The organism is Mesorhizobium sp. B2-2-4 (assembly GCF_006442375.1).
In the GTDB taxonomy this organism is placed as follows: domain Bacteria; phylum Pseudomonadota; class Alphaproteobacteria; order Rhizobiales; family Rhizobiaceae; genus Mesorhizobium.
Genome location: NZ_VFWB01000011.1, coordinates 100,878 through 127,860 on the forward strand (window position 1 = coordinate 100,878; position 26,983 = coordinate 127,860).

25 protein-coding genes and 1 tRNA gene are annotated in these 26,983 nt (G+C 62.8%); 13 read left to right on the forward strand and 13 right to left on the reverse strand.

Features of this window, described 5'->3' with window-relative positions; all coding sequences use genetic code 11:
• Positions 1-66: 66 nt before the first annotated feature.
• Positions 67-1,173 (forward strand): acyltransferase, encoded by a 1,107-nt coding sequence (locus FJ959_RS25400; protein WP_140498599.1) that lies wholly within the window; start codon positions 67-69, stop codon positions 1,171-1,173.
• Between the two features lie 45 nt (positions 1,174-1,218).
• Here FJ959_RS25400 and FJ959_RS25405 read toward each other — a convergent pair whose 3' ends face one another.
• The 8 genes from FJ959_RS25405 to FJ959_RS25440 all read right to left on the reverse strand — a co-directional run bounded on the left by FJ959_RS25405 (position 1,219) and on the right by FJ959_RS25440 (position 9,523).
• Complete coding sequence (locus tag FJ959_RS25405; protein ID WP_140498600.1) at positions 1,219-2,286, reverse strand: BMP family ABC transporter substrate-binding protein; 1,068 nt, start codon at positions 2,284-2,286, stop codon at positions 1,219-1,221.
• A gap of 51 nt (positions 2,287-2,337) precedes the next feature.
• On the reverse strand, positions 2,338-3,258 hold the full coding sequence (locus tag FJ959_RS25410; RefSeq protein WP_140498601.1) for an ABC transporter permease: 921 nt from the start codon (positions 3,256-3,258) through the stop codon (positions 2,338-2,340).
• Positions 3,258-4,388 (reverse strand): ABC transporter permease, encoded by a 1,131-nt coding sequence (locus tag FJ959_RS25415; RefSeq protein ID WP_140632756.1) that lies wholly within the window; start codon positions 4,386-4,388, stop codon positions 3,258-3,260. The genes FJ959_RS25410 and FJ959_RS25415 overlap by 1 nt, the downstream gene beginning before the upstream one ends.
• Entirely contained in the window at positions 4,385-5,962 is a 1,578-nt protein-coding gene (locus FJ959_RS25420) for an ABC transporter ATP-binding protein (RefSeq protein WP_181165345.1), read from the reverse strand. Before FJ959_RS25420 ends, FJ959_RS25415 begins: the two co-directional genes overlap by 4 nt.
• A 215-nt stretch (positions 5,963-6,177) precedes the next feature.
• Positions 6,178-7,155, reverse strand: a complete 978-nt coding sequence (locus FJ959_RS25425) for a quinone oxidoreductase (RefSeq protein ID WP_140557210.1) — start codon at positions 7,153-7,155, stop codon at positions 6,178-6,180.
• Positions 7,156-7,182: 27 nt separating this feature from the next.
• The gene (gene pcsA / locus FJ959_RS25430) at positions 7,183-8,001 is read right to left on the reverse strand and encodes a phosphatidylcholine synthase (RefSeq protein ID WP_140498605.1); all 819 of its coding nucleotides are present in this window, start codon (positions 7,999-8,001) and stop codon (positions 7,183-7,185) included.
• Complete coding sequence (locus tag FJ959_RS25435) at positions 7,998-8,612, reverse strand: DUF1326 domain-containing protein (RefSeq protein WP_140515399.1); 615 nt, start codon at positions 8,610-8,612, stop codon at positions 7,998-8,000. The genes pcsA and FJ959_RS25435 overlap by 4 nt, the downstream gene beginning before the upstream one ends.
• A gap of 14 nt (positions 8,613-8,626) precedes the next feature.
• The gene (locus FJ959_RS25440) at positions 8,627-9,523 is read right to left on the reverse strand and encodes a DUF2182 domain-containing protein (RefSeq protein ID WP_181172001.1); all 897 of its coding nucleotides are present in this window, start codon (positions 9,521-9,523) and stop codon (positions 8,627-8,629) included.
• Between the two features lie 112 nt (positions 9,524-9,635).
• Here FJ959_RS25440 and FJ959_RS25445 point away from each other — a divergent pair, with 112 nt between their 5' ends.
• Positions 9,636-10,850 (forward strand): UbiH/UbiF family hydroxylase, encoded by a 1,215-nt coding sequence (locus tag FJ959_RS25445; RefSeq protein WP_140632759.1) that lies wholly within the window; start codon positions 9,636-9,638, stop codon positions 10,848-10,850.
• A 159-nt stretch (positions 10,851-11,009) separates the two neighbouring features.
• Complete coding sequence (gene hspQ, locus FJ959_RS25450) at positions 11,010-11,333, forward strand: heat shock protein HspQ (RefSeq protein WP_181165343.1); 324 nt, start codon at positions 11,010-11,012, stop codon at positions 11,331-11,333.
• A gap of 92 nt (positions 11,334-11,425) precedes the next feature.
• Here the strand turns inward: hspQ and FJ959_RS25455 are convergent, their stop codons facing one another.
• Positions 11,426-12,055 carry an invasion associated locus B family protein gene (locus tag FJ959_RS25455; RefSeq protein WP_140498608.1) on the reverse strand — a complete coding sequence of 210 codons (630 nt, stop codon included), beginning with the start codon at positions 12,053-12,055 and terminating at the stop codon, positions 11,426-11,428.
• Positions 12,056-12,280: 225 nt separating this feature from the next.
• Here FJ959_RS25455 and FJ959_RS25460 point away from each other — a divergent pair, with 225 nt between their 5' ends.
• The 5 genes from FJ959_RS25460 (at position 12,281) to mgtE (ending at position 19,029) form a co-directional block, all read left to right on the forward strand.
• Positions 12,281-14,101, forward strand: coding sequence for an extracellular solute-binding protein (locus tag FJ959_RS25460; protein WP_140632762.1), 1,821 nt, complete (start codon positions 12,281-12,283; stop codon positions 14,099-14,101).
• Positions 14,102-14,172: 71 nt separating this feature from the next.
• Complete coding sequence (locus FJ959_RS25465) at positions 14,173-14,853, forward strand: DsbA family protein (protein WP_140632764.1); 681 nt, start codon at positions 14,173-14,175, stop codon at positions 14,851-14,853.
• Positions 14,828-15,097, forward strand: a complete 270-nt coding sequence (locus FJ959_RS25470) for a hypothetical protein (protein ID WP_140632767.1) — start codon at positions 14,828-14,830, stop codon at positions 15,095-15,097. Before FJ959_RS25465 ends, FJ959_RS25470 begins: the two co-directional genes overlap by 26 nt.
• A 372-nt stretch (positions 15,098-15,469) precedes the next feature.
• Positions 15,470-17,374: an ABC transporter ATP-binding protein/permease gene (locus FJ959_RS25475; protein ID WP_181168624.1), complete on the forward strand. Its 1,905-nt coding sequence runs from the start codon at positions 15,470-15,472 to the stop codon at positions 17,372-17,374.
• A gap of 290 nt (positions 17,375-17,664) precedes the next feature.
• Complete coding sequence (mgtE, locus tag FJ959_RS25480) at positions 17,665-19,029, forward strand: magnesium transporter (protein WP_140632770.1); 1,365 nt, start codon at positions 17,665-17,667, stop codon at positions 19,027-19,029.
• A 52-nt stretch (positions 19,030-19,081) separates the two neighbouring features.
• On the opposite strand, the gene gor is transcribed toward mgtE, so the two are convergent.
• The 3 genes from gor to rpiA form a co-directional block, all read right to left on the reverse strand.
• Entirely contained in the window at positions 19,082-20,473 is a 1,392-nt protein-coding gene (gene gor / locus FJ959_RS25485) for a glutathione-disulfide reductase (RefSeq protein WP_140632773.1), read from the reverse strand.
• A 118-nt stretch (positions 20,474-20,591) separates the two neighbouring features.
• Positions 20,592-21,188, reverse strand: a complete 597-nt coding sequence (locus tag FJ959_RS25490) for a DUF2059 domain-containing protein (RefSeq protein ID WP_140498615.1) — start codon at positions 21,186-21,188, stop codon at positions 20,592-20,594.
• Between the two features lie 21 nt (positions 21,189-21,209).
• Complete coding sequence (rpiA, locus tag FJ959_RS25495; protein ID WP_140498616.1) at positions 21,210-21,905, reverse strand: ribose-5-phosphate isomerase RpiA; 696 nt, start codon at positions 21,903-21,905, stop codon at positions 21,210-21,212.
• Between the two features lie 387 nt (positions 21,906-22,292).
• On the opposite strand from rpiA, the gene FJ959_RS25500 reads away from it, so the two are divergent.
• The 5 genes from FJ959_RS25500 to FJ959_RS25520 all read left to right on the forward strand — a co-directional run bounded on the left by FJ959_RS25500 (position 22,293) and on the right by FJ959_RS25520 (position 25,001).
• Positions 22,293-22,976, forward strand: coding sequence for a phosphoglycolate phosphatase (locus FJ959_RS25500; protein WP_140498617.1), 684 nt, complete (start codon positions 22,293-22,295; stop codon positions 22,974-22,976).
• A gap of 374 nt (positions 22,977-23,350) precedes the next feature.
• Positions 23,351-23,425: transfer RNA gene (locus FJ959_RS25505), tRNA-Val, on the forward strand.
• 196 nt (positions 23,426-23,621) lie between these two features.
• Positions 23,622-23,795: a hypothetical protein gene (locus tag FJ959_RS31920; RefSeq protein ID WP_181165341.1), complete on the forward strand. Its 174-nt coding sequence runs from the start codon at positions 23,622-23,624 to the stop codon at positions 23,793-23,795.
• A 304-nt stretch (positions 23,796-24,099) separates the two neighbouring features.
• On the forward strand, positions 24,100-24,357 hold the full coding sequence (locus tag FJ959_RS25515) for a PepSY domain-containing protein (protein WP_140525200.1): 258 nt from the start codon (positions 24,100-24,102) through the stop codon (positions 24,355-24,357).
• A gap of 167 nt (positions 24,358-24,524) precedes the next feature.
• On the forward strand, positions 24,525-25,001 hold the full coding sequence (locus FJ959_RS25520; protein WP_140632776.1) for a hypothetical protein: 477 nt from the start codon (positions 24,525-24,527) through the stop codon (positions 24,999-25,001).
• 4 nt (positions 25,002-25,005) lie between these two features.
• Here FJ959_RS25520 and FJ959_RS25525 read toward each other — a convergent pair whose 3' ends face one another.
• Positions 25,006-26,901 carry a murein L,D-transpeptidase gene (locus FJ959_RS25525; RefSeq protein ID WP_140632779.1) on the reverse strand — a complete coding sequence of 632 codons (1,896 nt, stop codon included), beginning with the start codon at positions 26,899-26,901 and terminating at the stop codon, positions 25,006-25,008.
• Positions 26,902-26,983 lie beyond the last annotated feature (82 nt).

Genomic DNA, 26,983 nt, shown 5'->3' on the forward strand with positions numbered 1-26,983 from the left:
GGCCATTTACCCTGTTTGGCCGCCGCCTGCCTTATGGTTTCCGGACCGTAAACGCAGGAACTCAGGATGGACCCCAGACCTGTCCGCCAGGATTATATCGCGACGCTCGACCTGTTGAGGCTGGCGGCGGCGCTGGCCGTTGTGCTGTTTCACTATTTCTTCCGCGGCGCGGCTGCCGACGGCTTTCTCACGACGGGCTATCCTCATGCCGCGCCACTCGCTCTGTACGGCTATCTCGGCGTCAATCTTTTCTTTCTGATCAGCGGTTTCGTCATCGCATGGTCGGCGGAAGGCGGCGGCTGGGAAGAATTCGCCGTCGCACGTTTCGCGCGTCTATATCCGGGCTTTCTGCTCTGCATGACGATAAGCTTCGCGGTTATCGCCTTTTCCGGCACGCCGCTGCTCCCGGCCTCTCTCAGCCAATATCTCGCCAATCTCACAATGTTCGCGCCGGCCTTCGGTCAGCCTTTCATGGACGGCGTCTACTGGTCGGTCGTGCTTGAAGTGGTTTTCTACGGCTGGGTGACGCTGGCCCTGATTGCCGGCGTTTTCCAGCGATGGAAATTGGGGCTGATCCTCGGCTGGCTGGCGATCTCGGCCATCAACGAACTCTTCCTCGGCAGCGGCGCGGCGCGGCTTCTGTTTCTCACCGAGTTCGGGCCGTTCTTCGCCGCCGGCATGCTGGTCCATCATCTCCACGCGCATGGTCGCTCAGTGCCGGCCTTGCTGTTGCTGGCGGCCGCCTTCGTGCTCTCCAGCTATACGCTATCGGTGACGCAACAGTGGATGATCGGGCATTATGGCATTGCGGTCTCGTCCGCCCATCTCGTGGCCGCCAACCTCGCGATGCACGCGGCGCTGATCGGCGCTGTCCTGCTGCGCCACCGGATCAGGCCGTCGGCGTTCACGCTGGCTCTCGGCGGGCTGACTTACCCGCTTTATCTCATTCACCAGAATGCCGGCTATCTCTTCATCAGCGCCTTGACGCCGCTGGCCGGCAAATGGGTTGCAGCGTGGACCTGCGTGGCGCTCATGGTTTTGGTGTCGTGGGCGATCTGGCGCTATTTCGAGCGGCCGGTGCAGCGTTGGCTCAGGATCCGGCTCAGCCTCGTGGTGGACGCCGGCCTGGTGCGGTTTCGCCATGTCCCGGCGGTAGCGCAAGCCGCCGAATGAAAAGGGCGCCTCGCGGCGCCCTTCCCTGACGAACGTACGTAGAGCTTATTGCGGCAGCTTGTCGTCGACGCCCTTGACGTAGAAATTCATGCCGAGCAGCGTGCCGTCATCGGCGACCTCGCCGTCCTTCAGCCATGGCGAGCCGTCCTGCTTGGCGATCGGTCCGGTGAAGGGGTTCCAGCCGCCGGCGATCTTCTTCTCGGTCGCCTCGGCCATCGCCTTCACGTCGTCGGGCATATTGGTGTAGGGCGCGAGCTTCACCGCGCCGTCCTTGATGCCGAGCCAGACATTGTCGGGCTTCCAGGTGCCGTCGATGGCTGCCTGAACCCGGCTGATGTAATAGGGTCCCCATTCGTCGGTCAGCGAAGTCAACTGCGCGTTCGGCGCGAACTTGATCATGTCGGAGGACTGGCCGAAGCCGTGCAGCTTGCGCTCCTCGGCCACCTGCAGGGCCGCGGTCGAATCCGTGTGCTGGACGATGATATCGGCTCCCTGGTCGAACAGGGCCTTGGCCGCATCGGCTTCCTTGCCCGGATCGAACCAGGAATTCACCCAGACGATCTTGGCCTTGAAATTCGGATTGATCGACTGCGCGCCGAGCATGAAGGAGTTGATGCCCATCACCACTTCCGGGATCGGGAAGGAGACGATGTAGCCGGCGACGCCGGACTTCGATTCCTTGGCCGCGATCTGACCGAGCACATAGCGGCCTTCATAGAAGCGCGCATTGTAGATGCCGAGATTGTCCGCCGTCTTGTAGCCGGTGGCGTGCTCAAACATCACCTTGGGGAACTTCTTGGCGACCTTCACTTCGGCGTCCATGAAGCCGAAGGACGTGCCGAAGATGATCTTGCAGCCTTCGCGCGCCAAGCGCTCGAAAGCACGGTCGGCATCGGGGCCTTCGGAGACGTTTTCAAGATAGGCGGTCTCGACCTTGTCGCCGAGCGCCTTTTCGACTTCGAGGCGGCCCTGGTCGTGCTGGTAGGAATAGCCGAAGTCGCCGATAGGGCCGGTATAGACCCAGCATGCCTTCAGCTTGTCGGCGGCCTCCGCGGACGCGACCAGCGAAAATGCCGCTGTCGTCGTCATAAGGGCAATAAGCAGTTTTTTCATCGTGTTACCTCTCTGAGTTAAGCCTTGGAGCTTCCCGTCTTGTTATTGTTGTCAACGATCCGGAACGAATGGCTGCCCCAAGGAAGCCGGTGTGTTCATCATCGTCAGACGCTTGTTGCGCGAGATTAGAACGAGAACCACGACCGTCGCCAGATAGGGCAACGAAGAAAGCAGTTGCGAAGGCACCGGAATGCCAAAAGCCTGTGCATGAAGCTGGCCGATCCACACCGCGCCGAAGATATAGGCGCCCGCCAGCACCCGCCACGGCCGCCAGGACGCGAACACCACCAACGCAAGCGCGATCCAGCCGCGGCCCGCGCTCATGTTCTCGACCCATTGCGGGGTGTAGACCAGCGAGAGATGGCCGCCGGCAAGACCGGCGCAGGCGCCGCCGAAGATCACCGAGAGATAGCGGTAGCGGATGACCCTGATGCCGAGCGCATGCGCCGAGGCGTGGCTGTCGCCGATCGAGCGCAGCGTCAGCCCGGTGCGCGTCCGGAACAGGAACCACATCACCGCCGCCGTCAGCGCTATCGAGATGTAGAACAGCGGATCCTGGCCGAACAGCAGTCTGCCCACCACCGGGATGGAGCTGAGCCCGGGAATATCGAGATTGGGCAACCTGACGCCGGGCTGGCCGACGAAACTGGTTCCCATCATGCCGGAGAGGCCGAGGCCGAGCAGTGTCAGCGACAGGCCGGTCGCCACCTGGTTGGTGGCCAGCGACAGCGTCATGACGGCAAACAGCAGCGAGAACAGCGCGCCCATGGCGATGGCCGCCAAGAGCCCGATCCAGGGCGAGCCGGTCAGATAGCCTGCGCCGAAACCGCCGACGGCGCCCATGATCATCATGCCCTCGACGCCAAGGTTGAGCACGCCGGAGCGTTCGACCACCAGTTCCCCGATCGCCGCAATGAGCAGCGGCGTCGCCGCCGTGGCGATGGTCAGGAGGATGTTGACGGTGATGTCCATCAGCGGGCTTCCTTCAACTTTGGCGCGGCCTCGAGCTTCGCGGCACTCTCCGATTTGGTCAGCGCCAGACCGATCAACCGGATGCGGTAATGGATGAGCGTGTCGCAGCCGAGCACGAAGAACAGCAGCATGCCCTGGAACACGCGCGCCACCTTGTCGGAGATGCCGAGCGCGCTTTGCACCGCCTCGCCGCCGAGATAGGTCAGGGCCAGCACCAGGCCCGCCGCGACGATGCCGAGGGGATTGAGCCGGCCAAGGAACGCCACGATGATGGCGGTGAAGCCGTAGCCGGGCGAAATGACGGGCTGAAGTTGCCCGATGGCGCCGGAAACTTCCGATATCCCGGCAAGCCCGGCCAAGGCGCCCGACAACAGGAAGGCGAAGAAGACCATGCGGTTGAGGCCGAAGCCGGCGAAGCGCCCTGCCCTCGGGCTGGAGCCGAGCACGCGAACCTCGAAACCCTTGAGCATGCGGCTCATCATCAGCCACACCAGCACCGCCGCGACCAGCGCGAACACGAAGCCCCAATTGGCGCGGCCGGCATCCGGCATCAGTTCCGGCAGGATGGCGGAATCGCCGAATTCGATGGTCTGCGGGAAGCCATGGCCCTGCGGGTCGCGCCAGGGTCCGCGCACCAGCCAGTCGAGGAAGAGCTGTGCGACGTAAACCAGCATCAGGCTGGTCAGGATCTCGTTGGTGCTGAAGCGGGTTTTCAGAAATGCGGGGATAGCCGCGTAGGCGGCACCGCCGACCATGCCCAGCAGAAGCATCAGCGGCAGCACCAATGGGCCCTCGAACCCAGGAAACAGCACCGGAACGGCCGAGCCGAAGATGGCGCCGAAGATGAACTGGCCTTCGGCGCCGATGTTCCAGATGTTGGCCTTGTAGCAGACCGACAGGCCGACCGCGATCAGGATCAGCGGCGCCGCCTTGATCGCCAGCTCGTGCAACTGCCAGACCTGGCTGACCGGCTCGATGAAATAGATGTTGAACGCGCTGAACGGATTGACCCCGAGCAGCGCGAACATGATGCCGCCCGCGATGATCGTCAGCGCGAAGGCGATGAATGGCGACAGCATGGAAAACAGCGCCGAGCGCTGCGGCCGTTTGACGAGTTCGAGGCGCATCATGCCGTCTCCAGCGTGTGTTCGGCGTGGCCTGGTTCGGCGCCGCCCATCAGCAGGCCGATTTTTTCGAAGGTCGCCTCGGCGATCGCCAGCGGCCTGGACAGTTCGCCATTGTGCATCACCGCGATCGCATCCGATATCTCGAACAGCTCGTCGAGATCCTGGCTGATGACCAACACCGCCGATCCGCTGCGGGACAGTTCGATGAGTGCCTGGCGGATATGGGCGGCTGCGCCTGCATCGACACCCCAGGTCGGCTGGTTGACCACCATGACATCAGGCCTGCGGTCGAGTTCGCGGCCGACGATGAATTTCTGCAGATTGCCGCCGGACAGCGCTGCCGCCTCCGGATCGGGCGCGCTCTTGCGCACGTCCATCGCCTCGATGATGCGCTGGGCGGCGGCATAGACGGTGCCGCTCTTGACCATTCCGCCCGTCCCGACGAAGGTCTTGCCGTCGGTGGCATGGCGCGACAGGAGCAGGTTTTCCGAAAGCCGCATGCGCGGGGCGGCACCATGGCCGAGGCGCTCCTCCGGCACGAAGGCTGCACCCAGCAGCCGGCGCCCGGTGATGCTGAGGCTGCCCGCATCCTTGCCGCGAATGCGCACCGAGGCGGCATCCGGCTGCAGGACTTCACCGGAAACGGATTCGAAGAACTCGCCCTGGCCGTTGCCCGCGACACCGGCGATGCCGATCACCTCGCCGGCGCGGACGGTGAGATTGATATTCTTGAGCGGGATCGAAAACGGCGTCGCCGGCTTGCGGCTGAGGCCGCGGATTTCGAGCAGGGACTGTGCCGTTTCGATGCCCGCGACCGGCGCGCGCACCACGGCCTGCACTTCGTTGCCGACCATCATGCGGGCCAAGGACGCGGCGGTCTCCTCGCGCGGATTGCAGTGGCCGACCACCTTGCCGTGCCGCAGCACGGTGGCGCGGTCGCAGATGCGTTTGACCTCCTCCAGCCGGTGCGAGATGTACAGGATCGATTTGCCTTCCGAGCGCAGACGTTCGAGCGTCTCGAACAGCTTGTCGGCCTCCTGCGGCGTCAGCACCGAGGTCGGCTCGTCCAGGATGATGAGTTGCGGCGTCTGCAGCAGGCAGCGGATGATCTCGATGCGCTGGCGCTCGCCCACCGACAGGTCCCCTACCAGCGATTCAGGATCGAGCGGCAGGCCGTAGCTGTAGGAAAGCGCCCTCGCCTTGGCCGCGATGCTGCTGATCGGCGAACCGTCATCCAGGGAAAGCGCGATGTTCTCGGCCGCCGTCAGCGCCTCGAACAGCGAGAAGTGCTGGAACACCATGCCGATGCCGAGCTTTTTCGCGACGCCCGGGCTGGTAATTCTGACGGCCTGGCCATTCCAGAATATTTCGCCGGAATTGGGCTCCAGCGAGCCGAACAGCATCTTGACCAGCGTCGATTTGCCGGCGCCGTTCTCGCCGAGCAGCGCGTGGATCTCACCCTTGGCTATGTCGAGGTCGACATGATCGCACGCCGTCAGCGTGCCGAAAATCTTGGTCAGGCCGCGAACCTCAAGCAGATTCGCTCCGTTATGATTTGCACTCACAGTGCCTCCCATCCGGGTTCCCGGATATGTTCTGTGTTCCCGCAAGCATCGTATGCGCGGCCAGCTCTCATGCGAAAGCAGCACTCGACTTGAAAGAGCTTCAAGAATTTCAGCGGAAACTCAAGGGCAAAGATCAGTCTTCTTCGCGCAACCACGCGGCGGGCCGCCTTTTCGCGCAAACCGTGCCCGCACCTGCGGCAGAGAGCTCAAAACCAGGGCAGTTCCCGTCAGGGAACCAGTATGGTCGTGCCCGTGGTCCGGCGGCCTTCAAGATCCGCATGGGCTTTGCCCGCGTCCTTGAGTGCATAACGCTGGTTGATCTTGATCTCGACGGCGCCGCTAAGCACGACTTCGAACAAGGCCGCGGCCGAGGCGTCCAGATCCTCGCGTTTTGCATTGTAGACGAACAACGTCGGCCTTGTAGCGAACAAGGAGCCTTTCTGCGCCAGCAGCGACATCGAGAATGGCGGGATCGGTCCCGACGACTGGCCGAAGCTGACGAACATGCCGAGCGGCTTCAGGCAGTCGAGCGAGGCCGGGAATGTGTCGTTGCCGACGGAGTCGTAGACGACGTCGCATTTTTTGCCGCCGGTGATGGCCGCGACGCCGGCAACGAAATCCTGCTCCTTGTAGTTGATGACATGGTCGAAGCCGTGTGCCTTTGCGAGTTCGATCTTGTCGCTCGAACTTGCCGTGCCGATGACGGTCGCGCCCAGATGCTTCGCCCATTGGCCGAGAATGAGCCCGACGCCGCCGGCTGCCGCATGGAACAGGATGGTGTCGCCTGCCTTGACCTTGAAGGTCCGGCGCAAGAGATATTCGGCGGTCATGCCTTTCAGCATCATTGCTGCCGCCTGCTCGTCGCTGATGCCGTCCGGCACCTTGACGACCTTGCTGGCATCGATGACGCGCTCCTGCGCATAGGCGCCTGTGGTGACGGCATAGGCGATCCGGTCGCCGGGCTTCAGCCAGTCAACGCCCTCGCCCACAGTCAGGACCAAACCGGCGGCCTCGCTGCCGGGAATAAGCGGAAACCCGCCGGGCGGCGGATAGAGACCGGAGCGATGATAGACGTCGATGAAATTGAGGCCGATTGCCGTGTGCCTGACCAGGATCTGCCCTGATCCCGGTTGGCCGGGATCGGTGTCCTCATAGGTCAGGACTTCCGGACCGCCATGGGCGTGGATGCGGACTGCTTTGGGCATGGTGGGCTTCCTTGAGAAATTTGCCGATCAGGCTTTTTTGGCACCGAGATTTGGAAAGAACTGCATGATGCCGCCGATACAGGCGAGATAGAGCCCGGTAACGGTAATGCCAATCTTTATGAAGGTGCTGACCTGCGCGCCCAGCACGCCGATCTGGTCATAGAAGGCGGCGAGTGCCGCTTGCGCAAGCGCAAGCGCGCCGAAAGCGCACCACAAAAGAGTCATTGCGAGATTGATGCGCCGCAGCCGCACCACCCGAACCGGATGGATGAAGTTGATCGGAACGAATGTCAGGATGCCCGCCACCACGACCACCGCGAACGAGACCCATTGTCCCGGCTCGATGACGAACAGCGTGAACACCACCATGTTCCAGACAACGGGGAATCCCTTGAAGAAATTCTCCTTCGTCTTCATGCCTGTGTCTGCATAGTAGATCGCGCTGGACACTACGATGATGGCCGCCGACAGGAACGACAGGCCCTCGCCCATGAAGCCGCGCTGATAGAGCGCGAAGGCCGGGATCAGCACATAGGTGACATAGTCGATGATGTTGTCGAGGAGCTCTCCCGACCATGTTGGCAGGATCTCCTTGACCTCGAGCTTGCGCGCGATCGGCCCGTCTATGCCGTCGACGAACAGCGCCAGCCCCAGCCACCAGAACATGGCCGTCCAGCGCTCCTCGCTCGCCGCCACCAGCGACAGGAAGGCCAGGAACGAACCGGAGGCGGTCAGGAGATGCACCGAAAAGGCGCGCGCCTGCGGCCAGGTGACTTTCTTCTTCGGCCGCGGAATCCGGTCGGCGATTTTCTTGGCGGCTTTCCTGGCCGTTGTGTTCTTGCTCACGGGCCCTGCCAGTCCAGCTTGCAGATTTCGGCTGAACGGCCGCCGAAATTCCAGTTGCGACCAAAGGCTCGCATCTTGCTCTTGTCGGACTTGGCCACGATGATCTCCGGCGCGATCCAATATTCGGAATTGCTGATCACCGTGTCCTTGTCGCGGTCCTTGCCGGCAATTGGCGTGACCGCCCCATCGATGATCTTCGGTATCTGGAAGATACGCGTCTTGTCGCGTGTCTCATAGGTAATCGGCACTTGTTCGACACCGAGGAATTTGCCGACGAGGATCGAAAGCAGCGACGTCGTCCCGCCCGCCTTGCCGGTGAAGATCTTCGTCAACGCCTTGACGGCGTAGATCGAGGCTCTGACGTCGATGAACAGGCCGGCGGTCCAGTTGCCGCGGCTCATATAGCCGGGGATTTCCATGATCAGCCCGAGATTAAGCCCTGACAGGTCGACCTCTCCGAAATGACCGGCATCGATACGGAAACCTGCCCAGGTCTGGCAATAGCCTTCGGTCGGAGGATGGCTGCCCAGCGACAGCACGCAAGGGCAAAAAACCGTGCAATTGCAGGAGAGTACGAGCTCCCCCTTCATTGCCCAGCTCGGATCCGTCATCGAGTTTCCCCCACTCATAGCGAGACTACTAGCAGCGCGGCTGCCCAGACAAGCAGTATCGCACCGGCCAGCCGGGTTGGAAGCCTGCCCGCGGCTTGTTTTTCGATCAGGGTGAACAGGCCGATCAGCGCCATCCAGAAGACGTTCATCACGCCCACGGCGAACATCACCAGCATCAGTGCCCAGCAACAGCCAAGGCACCAGATGCCTTGCGCGACGCCGAGCCGAAAAATGGCTGCAGGCCGCGCGCTCCAGTTGGCAAACAGGATCGCGAACGGGTTCCTGCATTTCTTCAGGCAGGCCTCCTTCAGGCCGCTGAACTGGTAGAGGCCGGCGACCAGCAAGGCGACGGTACCGGCAATGCCCAGAACCGGATCGAACATCTGGCCTGACGAGGCGAACGCATCGATGGCGAGCGTCAGCGCCGCAAACCCAGCCGACGCGGCCAGCCATGTCGAGAGATAGCCGGCGACCAGCACCAGCGGATGGACGACCGGCTCATGCCTGATCCTGGCCGTATCGGCGATCTCGCAATAGGTTCGGATCATCGGTGCCGCCGAGGGCAGCATCGTCGCGGTCGCCATCAGGAACCACATTGCCGTCAGCGCACCGACGCGCGGGCCGATATCTCCGTCCAGGGGCGCGGCCGAGAGGCAGAGGGCGAAGAACCGGGCCAGCGAATCGGGCAACGGCAGCTGCGGCAGGGTTTTCAACAAGGCGTCGCCGGGCGCGCCGATACCCGCGGCGCGTCCCTCCGCGGCGCGGACCGCCATTGCGGCCAGGGACAGCCAGGCAAGCAGGATGCCGGCGCCGACAACGAGGTTCACCGTCAAACGCGGGTTGCGTGCGATATCGGCCGTCGCACGGCCTGCGCTGTCGAGATGGCTGAAGTCGTCCTGGCGGCCGGTCATGACCTTCGAATGGGCCGAATCGCCCCGTTGATCAAGCCGTATGACCTGACCTATATGCTCATCGAGTGGCGGGGCGCGTGCGCTGCCCCGCATCGCAAGCCGGAAGCCGATCTTGGAGCATCAGAAAACAACACGGATACTCATCGCCGGCACGGGGCCGGCAGGGCTGATCGCCGCGCTCGGTTTCGCCAATGCCGGCTTTCCGGTGACGCTCGTCGGGCCGGAGGCATCCGCTCCCGATGGCCGCACGACGGCACTGATGAACCCTGCCTTGAAGGTGCTTGAGCGGCTGGGCGTCCTCGCCGACATCAAGCCGCAGGCCGCGCCCCTCAAGGTGATGCGCATCGTCGACGCGACCAACCGGTTGATCCGCAGTCCGGTCGTCACCTTCCGCGCCAGCGAGATCGACGAGGATCAGTTCGGGCTCAACCTGCCCAATAGCGTCCTCATTCCCGCGCTCGCCGGCAGGGTTGCCGCGCATTCCGGGATCGCGTGGCTGACATCCATGGTCGATGTCTGGCATCTCGGCGCCGATAAGGCTCGCGCGGCCCTTGCCGACGGCAGCGTGATCGAAGCATCCCTGGCGGTTGCCGCCGACGGACGCCTGTCGCCGGCGCGCCAGGCGGCGGGCATCTCGACCGCCGCCCGGACTTATCCCCAGGCAGCGCTGGTGCTCAACTTCTCCCACGGCCGCGATCATGCCTTCACCTCGACCGAGTTCCATACCGAAACCGGTCCGTTCACGCAGGTTCCGCTGCCCGGCAACCGCTCGAGCCTGGTCTGGGTGGTCAAGCCGGAAACCGCCACGGAACTTGCCGCGCTGGACGATGCGACGTTGTCGCTGCGGGTCGAACAGCGGATGCAGTCCATGCTGGGCCGGGTGACGGTCGAGCCAGGCCGGCAGGTCTATCCGCTTGCAACGGCGACGCCGCTGCGTTTTGCGCGCGACCGGGTGGCGCTTGTCGGCGAAGCCGCCCACGTATTTCCGCCGATCGGCGCGCAAGGGCTCAATCTTGGCATCAGGGATATCGACGATCTTATTGGAATCGCGAATGAAAATTATGAAGACCCAGGGGCCGCGAAAGCCCTCGCCATCTATGACTTCAAGCGCCGGCCCGATATTCTGGCGCGCAGCAGCGCGGTCAATCTACTGAACATGTCGCTGCTTTCCGACCTGCTGCCGGCGCAGATGGCGCGCAGTGCCGGGCTCGGCGTGCTTGGTGGTTTTGCACCGCTTCGCGCTTTCTTCATGCGCGAAGGGCTCCGTCCCGGCAGCGGGTTTGCGGCGCTTGGCGGTGGCTTGGGAAAGCAAGCGCGCCAGCAGTGAGCTTGCGAACACATTTGCTGCCGGCAGGCATCGATGGCCGGCAACTCGCCCACAATCTTTGCTCCGTATCACACGCAGCTTGAGGACGCTCAAAGCTTCGGGATTGAATTGATTCGGAGTCTGCGCCAAATAAAGCTAAGGAATTCAGTGGTGAGTACGATGAGAACAGCCAAATTCGCGATCGGACAGGTGGTTCGCCATCGGCTGTTTCCGTTCCGGGGCATCATTTTCGATGTCGATCCGCAATTCGCCAATACGGAGGAATGGTACGAGGCGATCCCCGTCGACGTGCGCCCGCGCAAGGACCAGCCGTTCTACCATCTGCTCGCCGAGAATTCGGAAACCGAGTACATCGCCTATGTGTCCGAGCAGAATCTGCTCGAGGACCAATCGGGAGAACCGGTCCGCCACCCGCAGATCAAGGAAATGTTCGACAAAAAGCCGGACGGACGCTACGAACCGAAACGGCAGTCCAGGCATTGATCACCTCAGGCACTGATCAGTGAGTCAGGTGCAGAAGCAAAAAAGCGGGGCATGACCCCGCTTTTTTGTGGCTTTGAGAATGCCCGAACCGATCAGTTCGCGGTCTTCGCCTTGTCCTGCTCTTCCTTGAGCTTCTTGGCGAAGTCCTGGTTGTTCTTGGCGACGAAATCCTGGAGCTTCTTCTGCCGGTCCTCGATGTCCGACTGCTGCAGCGGCGGGCCGTCATAGGCGCCGCTGAAGCCCTGCAGCGCGACCTTGATCGGATTGGGCTGGTTCTGGAAATTGATCGAGGTCAAGGTGAGCGCCTGGCCCTTCTTGAAGGAGGCGACGAGCTGGTCGGTCAGCGGCACTTCCGCCACGCAGCGGTCGGGGAAGCAGACCACATATTCAAGCTTCTGCGTTTTGCCGGTATCGATCTGGAGGCCAATGCCGGCACCAACCAGACGACCGGTCGGAACCGTCACCTGGAAGACCTTGCGGTTCACCTTGCCTTTCAGCTCGATCAGGCTCACGCCGGTGACCAACTGGCCGTTGCCGGCGGTGGTGATGTTCTGCACGTTGCAGATGTCGACGTCTTCCTGCTTTGTGCAAGCCTTGAACCAGCCCTGCGGGATCTGTTGTTGCTGCTGTGCGGAAGCAACGGGAATTGCCGCGCCCAGAAAGCCGATCACGCCAGCGGCCATGACCGACAGGCGGTACGCATTGCTGTTCAGGCTCGTCATGTCGTGCACTTCCTCTCAAATGATCCCGGGGACCCGCTTCTTCGCGCCGTGTGGTCCAGCTACCTGTTGCCGAAATGAGGCAACAGAATGACTTCGGACGGCGTGTTACACTGCAAGCGGTGCCGAATCCAGCCCGCAATCTGCGATTCTTGGCAACGAACATTGGCGGTGCCCCATGCTAGTGTGCGCACCGAATCATCAAGCCGACCCGGTAAGGAGACGGTCATGGGCCGCGTTCTCGTTTGGCTGATCACCGCGACATCATTTTTCGCCCTTTCGCCCCTGCCGGCGGCGTCGGAACCCAGATATGCAATTGCCATGCAGGGTGAGCCGGCCCTGCCGCCCGACTATGCGCATTTCGACTACGTCAATCCCGACGCGCCGAAGGGCGGCAGCATTACCTATTGCGTCGTCGGCAGTTTCGACAATCTCAACCCCTTCATCCTGAAGAGCCTGCGCACCACGGCGCGCGGCATGATGGACACGATCTTCGGCAATCTGGTCTTCGAGCCGCTGATGCAGCGCAATGCCGACGAGGCCTTCACGCTCTATGGCTTGCTTGCCGAGTCGGCCGACATGGATTCCGAGCGCAAGAGCATCGAATTCCATCTCAACCCGAATGCCAAATGGTCGGACGGCCAGCCGGTGACGCCGGAGGACGTGCTGTTCACCTACGATGCCTATACGCAGAAAGGCCGTCCGCCCTACAGCGACCGCATGGCCAGGATTGCCAAGCTTGAGAAGACCGGCGACCACAGCGTGCGGTTCACCTTCAACGACAAGGCCGATCGCGAATTTCCGCTGATCATCGCGCTGACGCCGATCATCCCCAAGCACGCCTTCGACATCGAGACTTTCGACAGGACGACGCTGAAGCCGTTGATCGGCAGCGGCCCCTACAGGATCGCACAGGTGACGCCCGGCCAGCGCATCGTTTTCAAGCGCAACCCGGACTATTGGGGCAAGGATATTCCGGCCAAGCGCGGCTTCGACAATTACGACCAGATCACCATCGAATATTTCCTCAACGCCAATGCCAAGCTCGAGGCGTTCAAGAAAGGCCTTTGCGCCATCGACGACGACAGCGATCCGGTGAAGCGCGAACGCGATCTGGATTTTCCCGCTTTCCATAGGGGAGAGGTGGTTGCCGAAACTTTCGACACCGGTATTCCACCCGTCGTGACCGGTTTCCTGTTCAACACGAGGCTGCCGAAATTCTCGAACCCCGTGGTGCGTCGGGCGCTCGGCATGCTCTACGACTTCGAATGGGCCAACAAGAACCTGTTTGGCGGCAAATACGCGCGAACGATGAGCTACTGGCAGAATTCCGAGCTTTCGGCGCTCGGCCATCCGGCCGACGACAGGGAAAAGGCGTTGCTGGCGCCCTACCCCGGCCGCGTGCCGGCCGACGTCATGGACGGAACCTGGCGGCCGCCGGTGACGGATGGCTCGGGCCAGGACCGCAAGGTGCTGAAGGCGGCTTTCGATCTCCTGAAAAGCATCGGCTACCACCTGCAGGGCGGCATGATGCTCGACCCCGAGGGCAAGCCCTTCGGCTTCGAGATCCTGACGGCCTCGCAGGACGAGGAGCGTCTCGCCGGCATCTACCAGCGCACGCTGGAAAAGATCGGCATCGATGTCTCCATCCGCAGCCTCGACGGCGACCAGATCCAGTCGCGCAAGCAGCGTTTCGATTTCGAGGTGCTGATCGGCTCGAGCGGCTTCAACAATTCGCTCTCGCCCGGCATCGAGCAGATCGGGCGTTGGTCATCCTCCGCCGCCAAGGCTGAAGGTTCGTTCAACCTCGCCGGCGTCGCCGATCCCGCGGTGGACGCTGCGATCGAGGCCATGTTGCGCGCCCGCACCAAGGAGGATTACATCGCCGCCGTGCGCGTTCTCGACCGGTTGCTGATCTCCGGCAACTACATGGTGCCGATGCAGCACAACACGCAGCAATGGATCTCTTACTGGAATTATCTGGACCATCCGCGAAAGACGCCCATATTCGGTTACCAGTTGCCGACCTGGTGGCGAAAGCCGAACTGAGCATGGGCCCGAGGAGTGGAAGCCGGGTTCTCCGTGAAGTGCACGGCACCCAAGACGTTCAGGAGATCGAGATGAGCCAAGCGAATGCGATCACCATAGACGTGGTGTCCGACGTCGTGTGCCCATGGTGCTTCATCGGCCAGAAGCGGCTGGACAAGGCAGTCGCCGCCGCCGGCGAGGTGGATGTGCATATACGCTGGCGGCCGTTCCAGCTTGACCCGACCATTCCGCCGGAAGGCAAGGATCGCCGCGAGTACATGCTGGCCAAATTCGGCAGCGACGAACACATTCGCCAGATCCACGCCCATATCGAGCCGCTCGGTGAAGCCGAAGGCATTTCCTTCGCTTTCGGCGCCATCAAGGTCGCGCCCAACACGCTTGATGCCCATCGCGTCATCCGCTGGGCCGGTGCGACCGGCGAGGACGTGCAGAACCGGCTGGTGCGCCGCCTGTTCCAGCTGAACTTCGAGGAGGGCGCCAACATCGGCGATCACGCCGTGCTGGTCGAGGCGTCGCGCGACACCGGAATGGACGCATCCGTTGTCGAGACGCTCTTGCCGACCGATGCCGATGTCGAGGCAGTTCGCACCGAGATCGCCACCGCGTCGCGCATGGGCATATCAGGCGTGCCATGCTTCCTGCTGGAGGGCAAATATGCGGTGATGGGCGCGCAGGACGTCGACACGCTCTCTGACGCCATCCGCCAGGTAGCCGCCGCCAAGGCGCGTGGCGAACTGGAAAAAGTCGACTGAACCCGATCTTAAACGCAGGATTTTCAAGCAGCCCTCCCCGGGCGTGAGGCAACGCCTGGCCCCCGTGGGTTCCGCGATCATTGGCTTTGCCGACGTCGCGGCCTGCCTTGATGCCGCCGGTCCGGTCGATCGCTGGCTTGCACAGCGTCTCAGGTCATTTCCGGACTTCCGGCGGGGACATGCCGGCGAGGAATCAGGCGTCCAGGGCGACGTGTTTTCCGGAATTTTGATTAGCCTGCAATGAAAAGCCGGCTTGCCGGGCAGCCCAAGCGGGTCACAAATTCGTGCGAACGCCTTCCCTAGGGGAAGGTAGAAACGTCGCGCTCTGATGCCGCGTAATTACCTGATATCACTAGCTTAAACCGGCTTTTCGTCGGCTTTGGCGCGACGCTCGGGAAGCCGAACCTGTTGCCCTGCAGCCACGGCATCCACCTCAATCCCGCTGCCCCCCTATAAAAAATAATGGAAAATGATCAATTGGTGTTACCATCCGTAACAATACAAAAAAGGTTTGGGCGGGATTGTGATTCGGGTCGACAGACCACCGCAACTGTCAGGAACAGATGGACTACACAGCGATGCCGCAAGGCGGTCGCTTCTGACCCCGGTTTCCTCGATGCGCAGCTTCTGGGGCCTGATGCGCGCCTACTGGGTCTCGGACCGGTGGAAGGAGGCCTGGACGCTGACGCTGGTGATCGCGCTGCTCACCGCTCTGTCCAGCAAGGCCGGCGTCTGGTTCGCAGAAGCGTCCGGGGAACTGGTCAACTCGATCGCCTTCTTCCACGACGCCGCCAACACCACCCCTCTCCAGACGCTTTTGGCCAATGCCGGTATTTTGGTGCTGCTGGTCGTGCTCAAGGACGCCGGCTTCACGGGCATCCGCAATCTCGTCTCAGCAACCTTGCACCGCAAATGGCGCGGTTGGCTCGACAGCCGTTTCAACGAGGCGCTGCTGGACGGCAACCACACCCATTTCCACGCCCAGCATGCCTCGACCGGCAATGGCGCGCCGGCCCCCGACAACATCGATCAGCGCGTCCAGGAATCGATCAAGGACATGACGGGCGGCGCCATCGGGCTGGCCATGGGTGTGCTGGGTGTCGCCACCTCGCTCTATTTCGTCGGCCAGAAGCTGCTCGAGACCTCCGTCGAGGTAAAGGGGCTCGAATTCCTCGGCAGCTATGGCAGCGCCATCCTCGCCCTCCTTGCCGTCGCCATCTATGTGCCGCTCAACACTTGGATCGCGGTAAAGCTCGGTGGCATGCTCGAGCGTCTCAATGTCAGGATGCAGCAGGCCGAAGGCAGTTACCGTGGCGAGCTGACGACATTCCTGCGCCGCAGCTTCCATGTCGCGGCCTCGCGCGGCGAAGGCGTGCAGAGGACCATGCATGGCCGCCTCTATGGCGATATTGACGGCACATGGACGCGGCTCAACATCGTCAACACCGTCTACATGTCGTTCGAGCTGATCTACAATTTCATCGGCGCCCGCATTGTTGCCTATGGACCGGGCCTTGTGCCGTTCATCCACAACGGCTTCGACCTGAAGGGCTACATAACCGGCTCCGAACTGGTCAATTCGCTGATCGGCCAATGTTCGTGGTTCATCCATGTCATGCCCGCCATCGCCACCCTGCGCGCCAACAGCCAGCGTGTCACCGAGTTGGCCAATGCGATCGAGAACGTTCAGCACCCCCAGGAATTCTACAGCCAGAGCGGCCGTTCCGACTTCCGCTACGCCAGCCAGAACCCGGTTTTTGGCTTGACCATCCAGAAGCTTGAACTGGCGCATCAGGGCGAGGACGCAACGCCTTTCCTCGTAGCGGCGAACCTGCGCTTCCGGCGCGGCGAATGGACCTTCCTGAAAGGCGAATCCGGCTGCGGCAAGACCTCGCTGATCAAGGCCATCAACGGCCTATGGCCCTACGGCCGCGGCACCATCGTCTTCCCCGAAGGGGTGAAGAGTTTCTATGCAGCCCAGGAGGTCAAGCTGCAGCAGGTGACCCTGAAGCAGCTGGTCTGCCTGCCGGGCTCCGAGCACGACCATGGCGACGCGCAGGTCGCGTCCGCGCTGCACAAGGCGGGTCTGGGCGACTTCATCGAGAATATGGGCGACGAAAGCCGCGAAGGCAAAAGCTGGGATCAGGTCCTGTCCGGCGGTCAGAAACAGAAGCTGGTGGTGGCCCGCATCGTGCTCCATCAACCCGGGCTACTATTCCTGGACGAGGCGACCGGCGCACTCGATCCGGAGGGCAAGGTTGCCTTCCACCAGGCGATCAAGGACAACTGCCCCGATGTAACGGTGATCAGCGTCATGCATGAAGCGGTGGCGCCGCGATCGGTCACCGGCGCCGAGTTCTACCACTCGATCGTCGCGATCGCGGACGGCGTCGCCACCAAGAAGCCGCTGGTGCCGAGCCTGCCTCCCGAGCTCACCACCATTCTCGCACAGCCAGGGCCGGTGCCAAGGCCGGTCGACGACAAATGGCTGCGTTTTCCGCGCCGGCTGAAGCAGAAGTAGCCGGACTCGCCGCGGCATAGGCCGTCCAGCCATTTTACCGTTTCGGCGCGATACGCTTCAGCGATCACAGTCTCGCGACTGGGGCATGTTGCCCGCATTTTCCTCGATCACCTCGATTGACAGGGCAAGGCGAGCTCCTATGTTGCGCCCGCTCGCAGACATCAAACTCGAACCCGCGAGCGGAAAGGTCACCGCGCCATGCCTGGCGACAGTCACAGTCGAACGCAACCGCCGTCCGCCCTGACGTGACCTCGACGGTTCACGTCTTGCCGGACGGCAAGGAGTGAACCATGAACGATTTTTCCCCCGTAGCGGACGACGAGGCCGTCGCCATCGCCCGCGTCCTTGCAAACGACCATGTCGCAGACGTGGTCGAAGCGCTCAACCGCGAGTCGCGCGAAACGGCGACCGAGCTGCTTTGCGAAGTGCCGTTCGAACGGCTGGTCGATATCTTCGACCAGCCGGAGCTCGAGGGCGCGCCCGAGCTGGCGGAGGCCTTGCCTCGCGCCAAGGCGGGCAAGCTGCTTACCGCCATGTCGGTCGATCGCGCTGCCGACATCCTGCGCGATCTTGACGAACCCGCCCGTTCCGAGCTGCTCGGCGTGCTGGCGCCCCCGCTGCGCGCAACCCTGCTCTCGATTCTCGGTTACCCCGAAGGCAGTGCCGCTTCGATCATGACGACGGAGTTCGTCAGCGTGCCCTCGGACTGGACCGTCGGCCGCACGCTCGACTACATCCGAAAGGTCGAGCGGACGCGCGAAACCGTCTACGCCATCTACATCGTCGATCCCGAGACGTATCTGCTCATGCGCTCGACCGGCCTGCGCCGGCTTATCACCGGCGAGCCTGACGATTCGATCCTGTCGGTGGCGCCGGACCGCGTGCCGGTGACCGTCACGCCTTTGACCGATCGCGAAACCCTGGCGCAGACGATTTCCAAATACGATCTGCTCGCCGTTCCCGTCGTCGATCACGGCAAGATCCTCGGCATCGTCACCATCGACGATATCATCGACACGATGATCGAGGAGACGACGGAGGACGTGCATCGCTTCGGCGGCATGGAGGCTCTCGACGAGCCCTACATGAAGATGAGCTTCCTCGCCATGATCCAGAAGCGTGCCGGCTGGCTGTGCGCGCTGTTCATCAGCGAGATGCTGACGGCCAACGCGATGCAAAGCTACGAGAGCGAGCTGGAAAAAGCGATCGTGCTGACGCTCTTCATTCCGCTGATCATGAGCTCCGGCGGCAATTCCGGCTCGCAGGCGACCTCGCTGGTCATACGCGCGCTGGCATTGCGCGAGATCGGCCTGCGCGACTGGTGGCGGGTGGCGTTGCGCGAATTGCCCACCGGCCTCCTGCTCGGGGCGATACTCGGCGTCGTCGGCATCTGCCGCATCGCGCTCTGGCAGTATTTCGACTTCTACGACTACGGCCCGCACTGGCCGTTGATCGCCGCGACGGTCGGAGCGGCATTGGTCGGCATCGTCACCTTCGGCTCGCTGTCGGGTTCGATGTTGCCGTTCGCCTTGAAACGCGTCGGCTTCGACCCGGCCAGCGCGTCGGCGCCGTTTGTCGCCACGCTGGTCGATGTCACCGGGCTTGTCATCTATTTCTCGGTGGCGCAGGTGATCCTGCGCGGCACGTTGCTGTAGCAGCTCTCCTAGCTGCGTCGCGGCAAGTACCTTGCCGCGGCGCGTTTGTCCGTCAGTCTACGCGCTCGCCATCCTTCACTCGGTAAGTCGGCTTGTACATGGTCACAAGCTCTTCCGCGGCCGTCGGATGCACGGCCATGGTGCGGTCGAAATCATCCTTGACCAGCCCGGCCTTCAGCGGAATGGCGAGAAGCTGCGCCATCTCGCCGGCATCCGGCCCCAATATGTGCGCGCCGAGTACCTTCTTAGACGCGCCATCGACCACCAGCTTCATCAGCATCTTTTCGTCGCGGCCGGACAAGGTGTGCCGCATCGGACGGAATGCCGCGCGATAGATCTCGATGTCGGGGAAGCGCTTGACCGCCTCGTCTTCCGACAGGCCGACCGTGCCGATCTCCGGCTGCGAGAACACGGCGGTGGCGATCGTGTCGTGGTCGGGCGCGGTCGGGTTGCCCTTGAAGGCGGTCTCGACGAAGCACATCGCCTCGTGGATCGCCACCGGCGTCAGTTGCACGCGATTGGTGACGTCGCCGATCGCCCAGATGTTTTCGACGTTGGTGCGGGAGTACGCGTCGACCTGGATCGCGCCGGTCGCGGTCATCTCGATGCCGATGCCTTCCAGTCCCATATTCTCGGTGTTGGGGATGCGGCCGATGGCGAGCATCACCTGGTCGACCGTCAGCGTCTGGCCGCCGGTGAGCAACGCGTCGAGCCGGCCGTCCGGCCGTTTGCGGATCCATTCCGAGACGGCATGGCAAAGGATCTTGATCCCCTTCTTCTCCATCGTTTCGTGCAGCATGCGCCGCAGGTCCATATCGAAGCGGCTGAGGATCTCCTTGCCGCGATAGACCAGCGTGGTGTCGACGCCCAGGCCATGGAAGATGTTGGCGAATTCGACCGCGATATAGCCGCCGCCTTCGATCATGATCGACTTGGGCAACTGCTCGAGGTCGAAGGCCTCGTTGGAGAAGATGCAGTGTTCGTGGCCGGGCAGTGCCGGGTGCGGCGCCGGACGGCCGCCGGTGGCGATCAGGATCTGGTCGGCGGTGACGGTACGGTCGTGGTCCAGAAGATGCACCACATGCGGGTCGACGATCATGGCGCGCGTGTGAAAGGCCTCGCCGCCGGCGCCCTCGACATTCCTCTTGTAGATCGCCTCCAGACGGCTGATCTCGCGGTCCTTGTTGGCGACCAGCGTGGGCCAGTCGAAACTGGCTTCCGGCACCGTCCAGCCATAGCCGGCGGCATCGGCGAAATGCTCGGGAAATTGCGATGCATAGACATAGAGCTTCTTCGGTACGCAGCCTCTGATGACGCAGGTGCCGCCGAAGCGGTATTCCTCGGCGATGCCGACGCGCTTGCCGAGCGCTGCGGCGACACGCGCCGCCCTCACCCCGCCCGAACCGCCGCCGATGACGAAAAGATCGTAGTCGTAAGCGGCCATTGCGCGGCTCCTTGAGCTTCGGAAAATGTGAGTGACAGGTAGGCCGCAAACCATCAAAAGAAAAGCCCGGACAAGCCGGGCTTCACAGATGGCCGCAGGGCCGTTTGGAATGGCAGAATCAGTTCTGCGTGTCGTCGGCAGGGGCCGATCCGTCGGCAGGCGCGGCGCCATCGGCGGGCGCGGCCGCATTAGCGGGCGCTGCCGGCGCTTTCGCCTTGGCCGCCGCGGCCAGCGTTTCACCGACCTGCTGGGCGAGGTCACGAGCAAGCCCATTCTGCCAGATATCGGCCGCCTTCACCAGGTCGCGCGTCACGGCCGGGCCGCTCTCGAGGAGCTTCTTGCCGGAGTCCGAATTGTAGAAGGTCGCGATGTCGTTGAGTTCCTGCTCGGAAAACACCTTCGCATAGGCAAGGGCCGCTTCCTTCTCCAGGTCGGCCCGGCGCGAGGCCAGCGCCAGCGCCTTCTCGCTGATCGTCTTGGCGATCAGCTCCTGCATGTCGGGGTTCTTCTGGATGAGCTGCGATTCGAGGGCGGCGGCGGCCTGCGGCAGGATGTTGTCGAACGGGTCGGTCGCATGGATCGCGGTGACCGCGGCACGCGCCGCCTTCAGGTGCGCTTCCGTGACGTCCTGCGAGAACGCCGGCGAAGAGAAGGCCAAAACGGCCGATGCCGCCAGAAGGACGGAAAAGCGGCGAACCCGGTTATGCAACATCATGGTCGATAGAACTCCCTGTTTTCAGGCGGCATGGACGGTTTGGATGCCATCGCCCCCGGCGATGATGGCCGCTGACGCCAGCCCGATGAAAAGACCGTGCTCGACCACGCCGGGAATGGCGTGGAGAGCATTCGATAGCGCTCTTGTATCCGGAATGCGGCCAAAAGATGCATCGAGGATAAAGTGGCCGCCGTCTGTAACAAAAGCCTGACCGCCCGTCATCCTCAATGTAACCGGACCGGAAAGGCCGAGCCTTGCAGCCGCCTTCCCGATCGCGATTTCGGTTGCGCGCAGGCCGAACGGGTTGACCTCGATGGGCAATGGGAAACGGCCGAGCGTCTCGACCATCTTGGAGCGGTCGGCGATGACGATCATGCGAGCGGAAGCCGCCGCGACGATCTTCTCGCGCAGCAATGCGCCGCCGCCGCCCTTGATCAGGGTCAGGGCCGGGTCGACTTCGTCGGCGCCGTCCACGGTGAGATCGAGTTCCGGCGTCTCCTCCAGCGTCGACAGCGGCACGCCAAGTTCGCGGCACAGCGAGGCGGTGCGCTCGGACGTTGGCACGCCGATGATGGTCAGGCCGGTAGCCACCTTGTCGGCAAGCAGCCGCACGAACTCGTCGGCGGTGGTGCCGGTGCCGATGCCGAGCCGCATGCCGTCGGTGACATGGGCAAGGGCCGCCCGCGCGGCTTCGACCTTCAACTGTCTTGCATCCATGCCGCTTTTACCGCCCCGGAACCTGGTGTTTGCGGCTCCTACCATTTTTGCCGGTCCGGTCAAAGCCCTTGCAGCGGTGTAGGTTGATGACGTTCGGCCTCCCGTCAATGGTGTGCCCGCGCGGCCAGCCAGCGATGAGCGGGTAACGTTCATAGGAATTTTTTCTTATATGCCATTGACTGGGTGAAGGCAGTTATGCTACATATTTGCCTATGGTGCAGATTTGCGCCGGGACCCGCCGCACTGGCGGGTTTTTTCATGGCTGGCGGTTGGTCGCGAATGCCCGGTCCGGGGAGCTTGCTTGCCTGAACGAGCCTGCCCGGCGCTTGCCTTGACGCGCCGCAGCCTTTATCGCCTGCCCATTGCATAAACTGCCCAGGATGGATCATGACCCGCCCGATCATCGTGTTTGACCTCGACGGTACGCTGATCGACACAGCACCGGATTTGCTCGACAGCCTGAACCACAGCCTTGCCGCCAGCGCGCTCGCGGCCGTCGACGAAGCCGGCTTCAGGCGCTTCGTCGGCCATGGCGGCCGCGTGATGATCGAACGGGCGCACGCCGCGCAGCAACGGTCGCTCGATGTCGCCGAACACGACCGGCTGCTGAAACTGTTCCTCGACCACTACACCCTCAACATTCCCGGCAAGTCCCGCCCCTACCCCGGCGTCCTCGAGGCGATCGCGCGCTTCGAGAAGGCCGGCTACCTCCTGGCCGTCTGCACCAACAAATACGAGGCCAACTCGCTGGCGCTGATCGAGGCGCTCGGCCTGACCAAACACTTCGCGGCGATTGCCGGACAGGATACCTTCGCCTTCCGCAAACCCGACCCGCGTCACCTCACCGAAACCATCAAGCGCGCCGGCGGCGACCCGCACCGAGCTTTGATGGTCGGCGATTCGCAGACCGACATCGACACCGCGAAAGCCGCCGGCATCCCAGTGGTGGCCGTCGACTTCGGCTACACCGACCGCCACGTGCGCGAATTCGAGCCCTCGGCGGTAATCTCGCATTTCGACGCGCTGACGCTGGACCTGGCTGAGCGGCTGATCGCCGCGGCGCAACATTGAACGGATAGCGGGCGGCCGGGACAGGTTCAATGACAGTTTCCTGTTTGCGGCGGATGCCTCTAATGATCGAAGTCGGCGCCGCCCCTCATCGCCCTGCCGGGCATTTCTCCCCGCACAGAGACGGGGAGAAGGGTCTGGCCGGAACGCTGGCGCCTCCATTGCAACGTTAAAAATTGGCGAAAACGGCGACACAGCCCCCTCTCCCCGTCTATACGGGGAGAGGATGCCGGCAGGCAGGTGAGGGGCGGCGCCGGCGCTTGAAAGAGTATGACGAAACCTGAAGCGATTGCCCCTGTGAGAACGCCGGACACCGCCTTGACTTCCCGCACCGCCCTCCCTTATATCGCGGCTCGCTTGGCCTTCGGGCAACGAGCGGGCGATTAGCTCAGCGGGAGAGCACACCCTTCACACGGGTGGGGTCGCAGGTTCAATCCCTGCATCGCCCACCATCCAACTAAACTGATTTGTTGGATGACTAGGCCCCTCCACTTTGTCCAAAAAAGCTACTGGCGCGCAGGCCAAACAGCTTGGCGCCTCGCCCTTATTGATTTTGGGTTTCCGTCACCATCTGTCGGTTTGTTTGTATGCAAATCAGTTGGGCGACGCTATGGTAGCTTCCTCAACGTCAGATTCTCGGGGGAGAACATGGCAGAACACGCCGTTGAAATCGTCAGGGAAAAGTCGTGGTCGGTTCGCGTGACCGTCAATGGCGTCACCACCACCGTCCCATTCTCAGCCGAAAGTTATGCGCGCTCATACGCCGACGGTCAGGCGTTCCGGCTGGGTGTGCAGGTGGCAGAGCTTAAGCGGTCAGCCTGACGCGTGGGGGTTGAGAAGCCCTCCGAAAAATTGCAGGTAGGCGACGAAAGCCGGATCATGTGGGGCGACGGCGAGCGGGCTCGGCCCGTGCGGGCGAGCAGGTATTCGAGAATCGCGATCGATTCGACCATGATCATTCGCCGTCTTGTAGCGCCGGGACAAAGCCGGCGGGGTTGATTGCAAGAAAATCGGGAATTGCTCGAGGGCAGTCACAAAGCCGATGCATAGCCTGGCCATCCATCCCGCCTGGGGAACAAACCTCCCCATCACTGAGTTTCCCCCTGTCGAAACTTGAGGGAAAACCATGACCAGATTTCTCGTGGCGACAAGCGTCGCCGTTCTTCTCGGCTCCGGCCCGGTTCTGGCGGCCGACGAAAAACCGCTGCCGCCGCCCAATGCCAAGAAATTGTCTGACATCATCGCCAAGGTCGAGCAGCGCGATGGCTTCCGCTATGTCAAGGAGGTCGACTGGGATGATGGCGCCTATACCGTCACCTACTACACCGCCGACAAGGCGAAGGTCGAAATCACCTATGATCCGGTGACGGCCGAGCCCAGATAGCTTGGTCAGGAGAAACCTGCGGGGGGCGAGCAACCTGTTCTGCGATCCCCCCCGCAATGATCACCGGTCCCAATCTGAAAATGCCGAGCCTGCGGCGTGAGATGTGCCCGCCCTTGCGCCAATGCACCTTTGATGGCTGATTACAGCGAAGCTTCACGGGGGTATGCATGGCGACGGCCAGGCATCTGTTGAAACGAATCTTGATGGTGCTTGCCGGCTATCTCGTCGCCGCGCTGGTCGGTCTGATCGCCGTTGTCGCGATCTATGCCGTGCTGAGCTCCCTGCCCAATGCGCCCCGGTATTTCGACCTCATGGGCGTCTCGCCGATCGCGGCGCTGGTGGTGCCGCCGCTCGGCATGTTCATCTATTTCCTGACGATCGTGCTGACCGGGGTGCAGACATTGGTGTTCGCATTGATCGCCGAATGCTTCTCGTTGCGCGGCTTCTGGCTGCACATGCTCTTCGGCGGTGCGGCGGCGGTCGGCGGCTTTGCCCTGATCTGGCCGAGCGCGCTCGAGGACATGGCCTCGGAGCGCTGGGCCGATATAGGCATCATCGCCGCTGCCGGCCTGGTCGCCGGGCTTGTCTACTGGCTGATCGCAGGGCGCGACGCCGGTTTCCGGCGACCGCTCTCGGCCCGCTGAATTCTCAGCTCGACGGCGAGCGTGCTGCTTCGGTGGCGTCTAGGGCTTGCTTCAACCGCGTGTCCCGGTCGTAGACGTCGTTGAAGTATTCGACCTTGCCGGACATGTCGGGCCATGCGGTGAAATAGGCGACATAGACCGGAATCGTGCGCGTCACGCTCTCGGTCGAATGGCCGTGCTTCAGCTTCTCGGCGACCTCGTCGACCGAGGTGCCCAGCACCGCAGCCGCCATGCCCCGCGGATCCTGCAGCCGCACGCAACCATGGCTGAGCGCGCGCATGTCGCGCTGGAAGAACGACTTCTGCGGTGTGTCATGCATGTAGATGGCGTGCTTGTTGGGGAACAGGATCTTCAATTCGCCCAGCGCATTGGCCTCGCTCGGCAGTTGGCGCACGCTGTAGGGGATGTTCGCGCCATAGCCGCCCCAGCTGACCGCCGAGGACGGAATGCGCTTGCCGCGCGAATCGGTCACCTCATAGCCGGCCCGGTCGAGATAACCCGGATCGCTGCGCAATCTCGGCAGCATTTCGTTGACGATGATCGACTGCGGCACCCCCCAATAGGGATGGAAGTCGACCTGCTTGATCTGGTCGTAGAAGAAGGCGGTCTGGTTGGTGGTCCTGCCGATGACCGCGCGGGTTTTCAGCTTTTCCTCGCCATTGTCGATGTAGCTCGCGGTGAAGGCCGGCTGGTTGATGAAGACACGCGGGCTGCCGAGGTCCGATGGCAGCCAGCGCAGTTCTTCCAGCGCCACCTGTACCTTGAGCAGCCGGTCGGCCTTGGATGTTCCGGCCAGCGACGCGACGGTGCGCGGTCCGATGACGCCGTCGCCCTTCATGCCTGCTTTTTGCTGCACGGCCTTGATGATCGGGACCAGCTCAGGGAGGTAGACGTCGCTGGTGGCGAGCCGCGACAGCACTTCGCCGTAGGCGCCGCCCATCTCGTCGTCGAGATTGCGCGCGATCAGGCTCAGCAGCTTGGGAAGCTCGGGACTGGTTTCGCCCGGCTTCAGCAACAGCTTGGGATCGACGACGATCTCGTTTTCGGCGCTCGCTTGCAGCGACTCCAGCTCGACGCGCAGCGCCTGGTACTCCGGGTTCTGCGGATGCCGCGATTCGAGATAGGTGCGCACTTCCTGGGTATGCGCCAGCGTCTTCAAAACGCCTTCCATGTCGAGCGGCTTGGCGGGGAAATCATAGTAGCCGGTCATGCGGTTGGGTTCGACGCGGCCGCTTTGGGCATCATGGACATAGCGAAGCACGCGGGCCGACAGCGCCATTTCGAAGCGCACGAACTCCTTCAAACGTGCAGCGACGTCACCAGTCGACGCAGCGGCGGTCGGCACGTCGACCGTGTAGTCGGACGGTGCCAGGCCGTAGCTCGCCGCCTCGCCAAGCACCCGCACCGCATCCTGCGCGCGGCTGTTGGCGTTGGCTCCGGTCACCCAGATGAAATCCGGATTGGCCGAATAATAGGCGATCAGCGCCTTGGCGATATCCGGCTCCGCATAGAGCTCGTAGTCGCTCAGTCCGGCGATTGCCTCACGAAAGGCGTTGCCGGTGGCTGAGGGCACGAAGGCGGCGTCCTGCGGCGTCGCCGGCTGCGGCGCTGCCTTAAGCGCCGAGAAGTCGACGCGCACGAGCTTGTCGGCTTTGTAGGTGTAGTAGGAAGGGCTGCTGATCTTCACGCTGCCGCCGCCACCACCGCCGGCGGATACGTTGGGGTTCGGCTTGCGCCTTGGTGGCGGAGGAGGAAACTCACCTCGCGGCTCGTGCCTTACGCCGCCGCCGAAAAGCATGTCGAAAAGCCCCTGCGCGCCTGCTTGCGGCGTTCCCAGGGCCAGCGTCGCCACGAGCGCTGCAAGCGGCAACGCGGTAGCTTTGTTTCCCGGCAATTTCATGGTCACCCGCTCCAGCCGCAACCGGCTCCGTTCCGCACGCTCGTGCGTCTTGCCCACCGCATGGCGGATGTAAGACGCGACT

Bases quoted from the DNA above. Each gene is read 5' to 3' on its own strand.
- FJ959_RS25400 (WP_140498599.1), top strand. From the start codon at position 67: ATGGACCCCAGACCTGTCCGCCAGGATTATATCGCGACGCTCGACCTG.
- FJ959_RS25405 (WP_140498600.1), bottom strand. From the start codon at position 2,286: ATGAAAAAACTGCTTATTGCCCTTATGACGACGACAGCGGCATTTTCG.
- FJ959_RS25410 (WP_140498601.1), bottom strand. From the start codon at position 3,258: ATGGACATCACCGTCAACATCCTCCTGACCATCGCCACGGCGGCGACG.
- FJ959_RS25415 (WP_140632756.1), bottom strand. From the start codon at position 4,388: ATGATGCGCCTCGAACTCGTCAAACGGCCGCAGCGCTCGGCGCTGTTT.
- FJ959_RS25420 (WP_181165345.1), bottom strand. From the start codon at position 5,962: ATGGGAGGCACTGTGAGTGCAAATCATAACGGAGCGAATCTGCTTGAG.
- FJ959_RS25425 (WP_140557210.1), bottom strand. From the start codon at position 7,155: ATGCCCAAAGCAGTCCGCATCCACGCCCATGGCGGTCCGGAAGTCCTG.
- FJ959_RS25435 (WP_140515399.1), bottom strand. From the start codon at position 8,612: ATGACGGATCCGAGCTGGGCAATGAAGGGGGAGCTCGTACTCTCCTGC.
- FJ959_RS25440 (WP_181172001.1), bottom strand. From the start codon at position 9,523: ATGACCGGCCGCCAGGACGACTTCAGCCATCTCGACAGCGCAGGCCGT.
- hspQ (WP_181165343.1), top strand. From the start codon at position 11,010: ATGAGAACAGCCAAATTCGCGATCGGACAGGTGGTTCGCCATCGGCTG.
- FJ959_RS25455 (WP_140498608.1), bottom strand. From the start codon at position 12,055: ATGACGAGCCTGAACAGCAATGCGTACCGCCTGTCGGTCATGGCCGCT.
- FJ959_RS25460 (WP_140632762.1), top strand. From the start codon at position 12,281: ATGGGCCGCGTTCTCGTTTGGCTGATCACCGCGACATCATTTTTCGCC.
- FJ959_RS25465 (WP_140632764.1), top strand. From the start codon at position 14,173: ATGAGCCAAGCGAATGCGATCACCATAGACGTGGTGTCCGACGTCGTG.
- FJ959_RS25475 (WP_181168624.1), top strand. From the start codon at position 15,470: ATGCGCAGCTTCTGGGGCCTGATGCGCGCCTACTGGGTCTCGGACCGG.
- mgtE (WP_140632770.1), top strand. From the start codon at position 17,665: ATGAACGATTTTTCCCCCGTAGCGGACGACGAGGCCGTCGCCATCGCC.
- gor (WP_140632773.1), bottom strand. From the start codon at position 20,473: ATGGCCGCTTACGACTACGATCTTTTCGTCATCGGCGGCGGTTCGGGC.
- FJ959_RS25490 (WP_140498615.1), bottom strand. From the start codon at position 21,188: ATGATGTTGCATAACCGGGTTCGCCGCTTTTCCGTCCTTCTGGCGGCA.
- rpiA (WP_140498616.1), bottom strand. From the start codon at position 21,905: ATGGATGCAAGACAGTTGAAGGTCGAAGCCGCGCGGGCGGCCCTTGCC.
- FJ959_RS25500 (WP_140498617.1), top strand. From the start codon at position 22,293: ATGACCCGCCCGATCATCGTGTTTGACCTCGACGGTACGCTGATCGAC.
- FJ959_RS31920 (WP_181165341.1), top strand. From the start codon at position 23,622: ATGGCAGAACACGCCGTTGAAATCGTCAGGGAAAAGTCGTGGTCGGTT.
- FJ959_RS25515 (WP_140525200.1), top strand. From the start codon at position 24,100: ATGACCAGATTTCTCGTGGCGACAAGCGTCGCCGTTCTTCTCGGCTCC.
- FJ959_RS25520 (WP_140632776.1), top strand. From the start codon at position 24,525: ATGGCGACGGCCAGGCATCTGTTGAAACGAATCTTGATGGTGCTTGCC.
- FJ959_RS25525 (WP_140632779.1), bottom strand. From the start codon at position 26,901: ATGAAATTGCCGGGAAACAAAGCTACCGCGTTGCCGCTTGCAGCGCTC.